Source organism: Bacillus sp. SJ-10, assembly GCF_002843505.1.
GTDB lineage: Bacteria > Bacillota > Bacilli > Bacillales > Bacillaceae > Bacillus > Bacillus velezensis.
Genome location: NZ_CP025258.1, coordinates 3,814,842 through 3,822,500 on the forward strand (window position 1 = coordinate 3,814,842; position 7,659 = coordinate 3,822,500).

A 7,659-nucleotide genomic window follows, 5' to 3' on the forward strand; every position below is an offset into this window, starting at 1 on the left:
CCCTTCATAATCAGCATTTGTAAAGCCGCGTTCCGTACCTCCGGGGCGCAGTCTTCATAACGTACGATGACCATAAGTTGCTGGACCGTTGCTTTTTCAAAACGGAAGCTTTTGCTTGTTGCGTTCATCTTCTGACGCTTCCTTTCCGAGCAAGCCGGATTCCCGAGGCTCAATGAGGTCTCTTTTTGCTTGGTCGATGATAAGGAATAACGTTTCATCTTCATTCCGTCTCAGCTCTTTTGCTATGTTCAGATATGACTCGTCGGCCGCCCATAGCTCCCGGAAACGCCTGATTTCGCTGTCATAAAACATGAAGTTTAGGTCCTGAAAAGGGATATACACCGGGCTTTCTTCAAACAAATAGCGTAGTCGGTACATTTTATCTTTCATGGTTTTCTCGGATATTCTAATTCTTTTGTTAGCGCGTAAACCGTTCTTACGGGCGGGCAGGATGTTTTTTCTTGCAAAGTCCATGACCAGCAAAATGATTTCATCCGAATCCCTGTTTAATAATTCCGACATATCAAGAATTGATTTCCCATCATGCCAGTATTGAACGACCTTTTTCAGCTGGACCATTGACCACTCATAATTCATATTTTCTAAAGCCAGTTCGAACCGTTCAGCATTGACCGTCTGACTCATGCCCAGCACCTCCGGAGCGTTCCTGTATTCCGATGAACGATAATAAGCCGGTGTTCATGCTGCAGATTTTTGCTTACAAGCCAGTTATTCGGGTTTAATCCGTTTGCCTTAATGACATTTTTCTGTGCGCGCGTCGGGCGCTTCCCGTGTTTCACACTGCATCCCCCCTAAAGTTCTGATAGTCTGCTATTTTTTGATCAAGAATCTTGATAAGCTCGTCTATTTCTTTTTTGCGCTGGTCATCCGTTAATTTGCGTTCAGGGACGATCTGCAGCACGCCGGGCATGATTGCCTGTATCAACTGTTTTCACCTCCTTAAAAGGACAGGGCGGGCGCAGTACGGCCTTTTCTTTCCTTCTGCTTCTCTTCGAATTTGACTGTTTCCAAGTGTGCCGTGAGCCGGCTTACGACTTTCTTGTCATAAAGTTTAGTCAGAGCCACACCGGACAGATTAGTTGTAACGATCGTGAATTTGCCTTGCCTCCCTGTAGAGACGCCGTACCATACGCGATGAATAAAATCATTTGCCGCCCTGTTTTCGTTGTCTGTGTCGCCCACCTCGGCCCCGAGATCGTCAATGACAAGATAATCAACCCTTGTCAGCAGTTCGATCGCAAAAGCTTCGGTAAGCCTTTCAGAGCTGTCCTTGAATGAGTTCTTTATTCGCCTCATAAGGGCGTCACTGTTTACAAACAACGCTGATTTAGCGTATCCTTCTGCGTCCCTCTTGTTCAGCTCTTTAATGGCTGACATAGCGAGATGGCTTTTTCCTGCGTTAGATTCACCCGTTAAGAAGACATTCATGACGGCTCCCGCCTTCACTTGCTTAACAAGCTCCATCATCCGGCGCTTGTTCCGCTCGTCTTCATGGTTATAACTTTGGAATGTCGAGAACGTCGCTTCTTTGAGTGTGGGATCAGCGATTAGTGAATACATAGATAAAACCTTTTGATCCATCCGGCGGCGCCATTCCTCGGTTTCATGCTCAATCTCCTTATTGCGCTGTTCCCGTTCGCACATGGGACACTTTGCAGAGCCATCCCGAAGTTTAATGAGCTGAACTGGATACGGCTTTTCTTCTCCACCGATAATCCGGGTGTGTTTATCGCAGTAAACAGGATTGCCGTGCTCGTCAGTAAGGAATGTCATCCTGCGAGATATTTCGCCCTTGACCGCGGCTGCTCGCTCCCTTGTGAAGTCCTCCATGTGGTCCATTCCCCCGTTCGCGTTTCATTTGCATAGTAAGGTCATCAAATTTTTGATTGAGCTTATCAGCTGATAAGATATTCGCAAACCAAAAGTCATGGTTTTGCGTCCATATGATCATGTCTTTAATTTCTTCGTATGTTCGCGGCTGCTCTCTGTTCTCCATCATCAAGCGAAAACGATTAGCCCATTTTTCAAGGTTAGGGACCTTCGCTTTTGGGTTGTTCCGCTGAATAAGAGAAAATAAGAGCTTTGCCAAATTGATGTGGACGTCCTCAAATTTCAATTTGGGGACATATATATTCTTTTCTTTTTCTTTTTCTTTTTCTTTTTCTTTTTGTCCCCTTGACGTCGACGTATCGTGACACGTATCGTCAACGTATCGTGAAAACAGTTCCCTGATAGACTCGTTCGGTATATGCGGATAAACCAATTCGATTAGTGAACGATCCTTTACCTCTCGCAACTCTTTTTCTATGCAATCCAGCATAGGCTTCCCGGCTTTATTGAGGTTGTAACGCCCCCATTTTAAAATGGCAATTTCTCGGGTACCCGGATTGTATTCGACCAAATGATGATGATGCTGAAACCGATCCATAAGGCTGTTTATGGACTCAATAGAGTGTCCGATATCAAAAGCCATTTGCTTCTTGGTGATCGAGTAAATGCCTATTTGTGAGGTGAATGGATTCGTCAATAGATACAGATAAAAGTACCTATCCTCTGGTGTCATTTCCTCAAGCACTTTCGGATCTTGCCAAAATTCGGTTCTTACGTGGCGATATTTAGCCATTGTTTCTCCCTCCTTGCGTTGCGGTCTCTGCCTTCGTCAAAGACCATACAGACCGCTTGCCGTTGACAATTACAGAGCCGAGGGTGTTTTGCTGACATTGATCAGACAGGCAGGTGCCGCCTTGGGCTTTTAGTTCGGCAATTGCCCTTTCGTGAGTATTAACAGACTCACTTATAATTACGTGAATTTGATTATGCAGCCAGACGTGGCTTTCTAAAAACACATGTATTCTCCTTTCGGCTATTTGTTGAAAATCTCAGCAAAGTGCTTATCTAAAAAGGCAGCCATTTTAGAAGCTTGAAAGCTCCAGTTTTGCCCTTTAGCTTGCGGGTAAAATACAAAGCCCCCGTTTACCGAATCTAAAACTTTACGAAACCGACTTGGGTATAAAATGTTTTCTTTGATCCACTCGCTTTTACGTGCTGTCTTTTTCTCAAGGTCTTTCATGTTCCAATAGACCCCCGATAACGATTGTTCTCTTAGTTCTTGAAGTTCCACCTTGCTAATGAGAATTTTGTCAGCAGGAATAGGAATTGAAAGACTAACATCAAGAAGTTGTTCCATTTTATTTCTCCCCTCCGTATGTTCCTACAAGAAACATTTTGGTTAAAAAAAATATCCTGCAGGCACATTTAGTTTTTCACAGAATTGGTTAATGCTTTTAAAAGTCGGATTAATTTTACCAGTCTCCAACTTATAGATATAAGAGGGAGTAAACCCTGTAAAGTTAGCAAATTCATTGAATGACATGTTTTTTTCTTTGCGGATTTTTTTAATTTTTTCACCAAATAACATATTGCTGTCCAATGCTTCTCCTCCTTCTTGGTTCCTATAGGAACATTACAAACTCAATATATCATCTTGCATACAGCTTTGTAAACCCCTTATTTGTGAATTTTTATCCTATTGGAAACAATGCATGTTATAATATTACTACAGTAAAAAACAAAATCTGTTGAGTGGAAAGGTGATTGCTTTCTGATGGAAAAAAATAAGATTATTGGACGGAATATAGCAAAATTAAGAAAGCAAAAAAAGCTAACTCTCCGTCAACTTGCCGATGCAACAGGTGTAACACATGGGTATCTCTCCAAACTTGAAGCAGGAGATAAAATTAAAAAGCCCTCTTATGAAAAATTAAATACAATTGCAAAATATTTTAATGTCGATGTTTCATACTTCGCAACAGACGAAGATGAATTAAATAAAATGAGCGAAGAAGAAAAAGAATTAGTATTTGCAAGGAATTTAACCCTTGATGTAATAAAGAAAGCAGACATTATTGATAACGAAGGCAATAAAATAACAGAAGATGAAAGAGAATTTATGCTTAACGCTTTAAAGTCTTACCGGGAATCTAAGGCTAAATTCTTGGATGACTTAGCTGAAGATTGATTTTGCTGGTCTTTGTTATTCGGTTTGATAATAGTTAAAAGTTCTTCAAATACAATTGTCATTTTTCTTGTTACCTCCGACAGAACATTCGTTCCTATATATTATATTTTAAAAAAGAATTAAAACAAATAGTTTTTAAACAATTTCCTTTTTTGATTTTTTTATCAAAAAGGAAATTCCCCCAAAAAGCACGAAAGACGTTGCCTGTTTTTAAGGCAGCGTCTTTTAAATTTAATATGCGCTTTTTGAGGTGAGTGGTTAAGCTCCTACTTTAATTTCAGCGGTTTGTATATCTCCTTTAATAATTGGCGAGACTAAAGGACTGTTTAAAAACATGAATAACACAACGCCTAAAATTAAAATAGAGAATGAAAATCTTTTCATATTTCCACCTCCTTACTAATCCATATTAAAATCTATTCCTAATTTTATCAAGTGGATTTTTGGGAGGTTTGCCCGAAATTTATCATTTTTCTCTGTGAACAGGTACAAAGAAAGTAATAACTTTTCCTTCGATTTTTCGTTTATTCCATCAATAAGAAGAGCATACTTTCTGTAATAATCATCTTCATAAAAACTAGCAAGCCCCTTTTCTGCTGCCAGTGCTTTCGAAAAGGACGTGACTTGATATTGTTCATCTATAGGCTCATTCCAAAATTTCTGTAGTATGGCTATTTCTTCTTTATTTTGAATCAACTCTTTCATTCGGTCGGGATGTTCTTTTAAAATTTCAATACACTTTTGGTAATAGCGCAAAGAGGTTTTATATGATTCGGTCATATAGGAAAGGCCCAGAGTGTAAAAAGCCTGCAGATTCAAATTTAAACTAATGTCATCTTTAAGTAAAATGCGTGCTGATCTTCTAGCTTTTTCAATATTGTTTTCCTGTTTTAAATATATGTTTAGTAATACTTCTTCTAACCTAGCTGAAAAGGACAATGTAAGGAAGGGATCATTAATATTCTTAATTTGTTCTCGTATTTTATCAATTTGATAAAGAGTGATCTCGTATTTTCCTACATCATAGTTAAGATACATCTTTAAAATCTCGATTAACGTTTGTGTCTCAATACCATCAGGCTGCAGATTATCCAATTCTTTTCGAAATTCTATACTACCTAATTCTAATCTATACCTTAAAATAAGCTGGTATATAATAGACCACATACTATCCTTGTTCTTATTATTTATCAATATATGAATTACATCAAAAAGTTTTTTAGCATAACAGTATTCCAAAGCAGGAGCGAAATTCTTCTTTTTAACCCCACTTAAACAATATTCCTTCATGATGATTGTTTCATTCTCAGGGTCTACTGCTTGAACAATTTTCCGAATCATCCAAAAGGCAATTTCTTTCCCGGAGAAAAACTTGCTTAAATAGCTCTCGCTTATTCCGATCCTGTCAGCTAGATTTTTTTGAGTCTCGTTGTTCTTTTTTAATATCTCTTGTAAATGTTCAATATTAGTCTTTTCTTTGACTGCCATAACATCACCTTTTCAATACCAATTTACCACTTTAATAATAAAAAGTTTGTCGAACCGTGACGGTTATATTTAGAATTTTTTGATTTTTTAAAGCATAACTTTTCCTCTTAATACTTATTATACCTCATTTTACATTGGTTAACTAAGCGAAAAGCTTATTTAAAAGAATCTTTAAAATAAAGCTAATTAGTGCTATCTTATTACTTGAGCAAGTTCCTATAGGAGTGAGAAAATGGCTAGTTTCCTAAAGCGCGGTAAAACATGGCAGTATTGTGTGAGCGCGAAACCAAAACCAATCCGTAAAGGCGGATTCACAACAAAAAAAGAAGCTATGATAGCTGCTGCCGAGGTTGAGGCAAAACTAAGCAAAGGCATCGCTCCAGGCGTTGATATAACCACCCCATTTGATGAATACTTCGAGAGATGGGTAAAACTCTATAGATCACGCTTGAAAGGTCCGACGCTATCACATTACGCCTACACCTTACAAGAAATCAGAAAATATTTCGGCAGTATGCCTATCCAGAAAATAAAGAGGCATGACTATCAGGAATTTCTAAATAATTATGGGGCGACAAAAGGACAGGAAAGCGTTGAAAAATTACATTCGCATATTAAAGCCTGTGTTGAGGATGCTATTGAAGAAGGTATTATCAAAATAAACTTTACAAGAAAAGCTGTAAAGACCTGGACTGTGCCGGCAAAAAAAGATGAAGAGAAGTACTTGAATTATTCAGATTCAATAAGACTAACCAAGGAATTATATAAAAGGTTAGACAGAGGCCTGGGCTATTATCTTTTGCTATTAGGATTAACCTCAGGACTTCGCTTTGGGGAGTCGGTTGCCCTCACCAGAAAAGATTTTGATTTTTCAAACAACACAATTACTGTTAATAAAACTTGGGGCTATGCGAAAAGGCATCAATCAGGATTTGGACCAACGAAGAATGAACAATCTAACCGAGTAGTGAAAATGAACAAGCAAACAATGATGGCTTTTCAGCATTTATTCGAAGTAACACCAAACAACCTTCATGGGCTTGTTTTTTATAGTGCATCATCAAAGTATAAAGTCATCAGCAATACAAATGTAAATAAGCTGCTCAGAAAGGTTTTAACCGAATTAAGTATTACCCCGATCACAGTTCATGGTTTAAGGCACACTCATGCAAGCGTGCTGCTTTATAGAAAGGTATCGATTTATTATGTAAGCGCAAGGCTGGGGCACTCTGACATAGAAACCACCTCCAGCACGTATGCCCACTTAATTAAAGAGCTGCGAGAAAGAGATGAAAATGAGACAGTAAACATTTTTGAGGAAATGGCCTCCGATAAGGTTCCTGTGTAAAATTTGTGCAAAAAGATTTTAAAACATATCGTTTTGTATCTTGTTCTTCAAAAACGAAAAACGCCCCTGAACATTGGTAGACCAACATTCAGGGGCGTTTTGAAATTTCTTATCGGCTCTTATAAAGAGCAAGTAATACCGGTGGCCGGGGTCGAACCGGCACTCCAGAAGGAACACGATTTTGAGTCGTGCGCGTCTGCCAATTCCGCCACACCGGCATGTAATGCGTCGTGTTCAACCGACATATATAAATATAACATGTATTTCATAAAACGTCAACGGTTTTAGCAAAGTTTTTTAAATGGTAATGCAGTATATACGATACAAGCAAAAAGCTTATATTGATAGTCATTACGTTTTTATTATATAAAAAGAGTGATCTGCAATATGCAAATCACTCTCATATATGTTTTATAATGTGAAAATTGATGACCAATTTAACATAGTTCGTTCAAAGTTAAATTGGTGCCGAGGGCCGGACTTGAACCGGCACGGTAGTCACCTACCGCAGGATTTTAAGTCCTGTGTGTCTGCCAATTCCACCACCCCGGCAATAGAAAGGCGACACCCGGATTCGAACCGGGGATAAAGGTTTTGCAGACCTCTGCCTTACCACTTGGCTATGCCGCCGTAATTTGGAGCGGAAGACGGGATTCGAACCCGCGACCCCCACCTTGGCAAGGTGATGTTCTACCACTGAACTACTTCCGCAACATGTAAAAGAACTTAATACATCTTATGCTGTTGTTTTTTAAAAAATGCAACTGGGCTAGCTGGATTCGAA

The 7,659-nt window shown here is 39.0% G+C and carries 11 protein-coding genes and 5 tRNA genes (1 of these 16 cut by a window edge); 2 read left to right on the plus strand and 14 right to left on the minus strand.

The window, feature by feature from the left end; translation table 11 throughout:
- Positions 1–96 precede the first annotated feature (96 nt).
- The 7 genes from CXL14_RS18915 to CXL14_RS18940 all read right to left on the minus strand — a co-directional run bounded on the left by CXL14_RS18915 (position 97) and on the right by CXL14_RS18940 (position 3,451).
- Positions 97–645: a hypothetical protein gene (locus CXL14_RS18915; RefSeq protein WP_017417261.1), complete on the minus strand. Its 549-nt coding sequence runs from the start codon at positions 643–645 to the stop codon at positions 97–99.
- Positions 642–800 carry a DUF6906 family protein gene (locus CXL14_RS20270; RefSeq protein WP_017417260.1) on the minus strand — a complete coding sequence of 53 codons (159 nt, stop codon included), beginning with the start codon at positions 798–800 and terminating at the stop codon, positions 642–644. Before CXL14_RS20270 ends, CXL14_RS18915 begins: the two co-directional genes overlap by 4 nt.
- Positions 797–946, minus strand: coding sequence for a hypothetical protein (locus CXL14_RS20275; protein ID WP_017417259.1), 150 nt, complete (start codon positions 944–946; stop codon positions 797–799). Before CXL14_RS20275 ends, CXL14_RS20270 begins: the two co-directional genes overlap by 4 nt.
- Positions 947–960: 14 nt before the next feature.
- Entirely contained in the window at positions 961–1,851 is an 891-nt protein-coding gene (locus tag CXL14_RS18920; RefSeq protein ID WP_224446828.1) for an ATP-binding protein, read from the minus strand.
- Complete coding sequence (locus CXL14_RS18925) at positions 1,778–2,644, minus strand: hypothetical protein (protein ID WP_017417257.1); 867 nt, start codon at positions 2,642–2,644, stop codon at positions 1,778–1,780. The genes CXL14_RS18920 and CXL14_RS18925 overlap by 74 nt, the downstream gene beginning before the upstream one ends.
- A gap of 240 nt (positions 2,645–2,884) precedes the next feature.
- Positions 2,885–3,208 (minus strand): DUF771 domain-containing protein, encoded by a 324-nt coding sequence (locus CXL14_RS18935; RefSeq protein WP_017417255.1) that lies wholly within the window; start codon positions 3,206–3,208, stop codon positions 2,885–2,887.
- A gap of 42 nt (positions 3,209–3,250) precedes the next feature.
- Positions 3,251–3,451, minus strand: coding sequence for a helix-turn-helix domain-containing protein (locus CXL14_RS18940; RefSeq protein ID WP_017417254.1), 201 nt, complete (start codon positions 3,449–3,451; stop codon positions 3,251–3,253).
- Positions 3,452–3,625: 174 nt separating this feature from the next.
- Here CXL14_RS18940 and CXL14_RS18945 point away from each other — a divergent pair, with 174 nt between their 5' ends.
- A complete protein-coding gene (locus tag CXL14_RS18945; RefSeq protein WP_017417253.1) occupies positions 3,626–4,039 on the plus strand; it encodes a helix-turn-helix domain-containing protein in 414 nt (137 codons plus the stop codon).
- A gap of 258 nt (positions 4,040–4,297) precedes the next feature.
- Here the strand turns inward: CXL14_RS18945 and CXL14_RS20565 are convergent, their stop codons facing one another.
- The gene (locus CXL14_RS20565) at positions 4,298–4,423 is read right to left on the minus strand and encodes a hypothetical protein (RefSeq protein WP_017417252.1); all 126 of its coding nucleotides are present in this window, start codon (positions 4,421–4,423) and stop codon (positions 4,298–4,300) included.
- A 15-nt stretch (positions 4,424–4,438) separates the two neighbouring features.
- The gene (locus CXL14_RS18950; protein ID WP_017417251.1) at positions 4,439–5,527 is read right to left on the minus strand and encodes an AimR family lysis-lysogeny pheromone receptor; all 1,089 of its coding nucleotides are present in this window, start codon (positions 5,525–5,527) and stop codon (positions 4,439–4,441) included.
- Positions 5,528–5,759: 232 nt separating this feature from the next.
- Between CXL14_RS18950 and CXL14_RS18955 the strand changes: the two genes are divergently transcribed.
- Positions 5,760–6,875 (plus strand): tyrosine-type recombinase/integrase, encoded by a 1,116-nt coding sequence (locus CXL14_RS18955; RefSeq protein WP_017417250.1) that lies wholly within the window; start codon positions 5,760–5,762, stop codon positions 6,873–6,875.
- Positions 6,876–7,011: 136 nt separating this feature from the next.
- On the opposite strand, the gene CXL14_RS18960 is transcribed toward CXL14_RS18955, so the two are convergent.
- The 5 genes from CXL14_RS18960 to CXL14_RS18980 form a co-directional block, all read right to left on the minus strand.
- A tRNA-Leu gene (locus CXL14_RS18960) sits at positions 7,012–7,093 on the minus strand.
- A 245-nt stretch (positions 7,094–7,338) separates the two neighbouring features.
- Positions 7,339–7,427: transfer RNA gene (locus CXL14_RS18965), tRNA-Leu, on the minus strand.
- A 7-nt stretch (positions 7,428–7,434) separates the two neighbouring features.
- A tRNA-Cys gene (locus CXL14_RS18970) sits at positions 7,435–7,505 on the minus strand.
- Positions 7,506–7,511: 6 nt separating this feature from the next.
- A tRNA-Gly gene (locus CXL14_RS18975) sits at positions 7,512–7,586 on the minus strand.
- A gap of 53 nt (positions 7,587–7,639) precedes the next feature.
- Positions 7,640–7,659, minus strand: a tRNA-Gln gene (locus tag CXL14_RS18980); it runs 52 nt beyond the window's last position.